Raw genomic sequence first — 1,285 nt, forward strand, 5'->3', positions numbered from 1 at the left:
AGGAACTGGGAGATGTAGAACTCGTCGAAGCTGGTGATGAAGGAGAAGATTGCTGCGGCGATCATGCCGGGTGCGGCGAGGGGGAAGGTGATGCGGCGGGCGATGGTCAGGCGGCCGGCGCCCATGCTGGCGGCGGCGTCTTCCAGTCGTTCGTCGATGCCGCGCAGGGTGGCGATGAGGATGAGGACCGCGATCGGTGAGGCGAGCACGGTGTGGCCCAGGGCGATGGCGATCGGGCTGCCGAGCATGGCGGCGGGTTCGAAGAGCAGGAACAGGCCGAGCGCGGTGACGATCTGGGGGATGATCAGGGGTCCGAGGACCAGGGCGTAGACCGCGGAGCGCAGCGGGAGTTCGCTGCGGGTGAGGGCGGTTGCCGCGGTCACGCCGATGATCAGTGAGAACACGGTGCTGATGGCGGCGACCAGGGCGCTCAGGGAGAGCGCGGCGGGCCATTTGCTGCCGTCGGCGAACAGTGCCTTGTACCAGTTCAGCGTCCACTCTTCCGGCGGGAACTGTGCGAAGGCGTTGTTGCTGAAGGAGGTGATCAGGATGACGATGATCGGCAGGGCCAGGAACAGCAGGATCACGGTGGCCACCGCGGTCAGGGCGATCCGTCCGGCGAGGGTCTTGCGCAGCTCCATCATGACGCGCTCCTCTTCTTACGGCTGGCGCCCAGGGAGCTGACGAGCTTGACCAGCAGCAGTCCGGCGAGGGTGAGCAGCAGCAGGATGACTCCCTGGGCGGCCGCCTGGTTCCACTGGTTTTCCTTGGTCACCTGCTGGTTGATGAGGGTGGCGATCATCGTCTGGTTGGGTCCGCCCATCAGGGCCGGGGTGATGTAGTAGCCCAGGGAGAGGATGAAGCTGAGCAGTCCGGCGCTGGCCAGGCCGGGGGCGACCAGCGGCAGGTAGATGCGGCCAAAGATGGTCACGCGTCCGGCGCCCATGCTGGCCGCCGCGGCGAGCAGGCGGCGGTCCACGCCGCGCATCACGCCGTACAGCAGCAGCACGGTGTAGGGCAGCATCATGGAGGTGGTGCCGATGACCACGCCGAGTTCGTTGTAGAGCAGCCGGTACGGCGTCCCTGGGAGCGACAGGTTGGTCAGGGTCTCGTTCACCAGGCCCTTGTCGCCGAGCATGATGATCCAGCCGTAGGTGCGTACCAGCGCGCTGATGAAGTGCGGGACGACCACGACCAGCATGGCAAGGCCGGCCCACAGGGGCTTGAGCCGGGAGATCGCGTTGGCCAGGAGGAACCCGAAGACCAGGCTCAACAGTGCCGTCTC

The 1,285-nt window shown here is 66.6% G+C and carries 2 protein-coding genes; both read right to left on the bottom strand.

Translation table 11 applies throughout. The features are described from left to right. The coding region (locus tag ACGFNK_RS45760; RefSeq protein WP_393427369.1) for an ABC transporter permease at nucleotides 1-644 on the bottom strand (644 nt) is incomplete at its 3' end. Next, nucleotides 641-1,285, bottom strand: a 645-nt coding sequence (locus ACGFNK_RS45765) for an ABC transporter permease (protein ID WP_393427372.1), incomplete at its 5' end; no start/stop codon positions are given. The genes ACGFNK_RS45760 and ACGFNK_RS45765, both read right to left, overlap by 4 nt.

Origin of the sequence: Streptomyces sp. NPDC048825 (genome assembly GCF_043198355.1) — a bacterium.
Lineage (GTDB): Bacteria > Actinomycetota > Actinomycetes > Streptomycetales > Streptomycetaceae > Streptomyces > Streptomyces xiangluensis.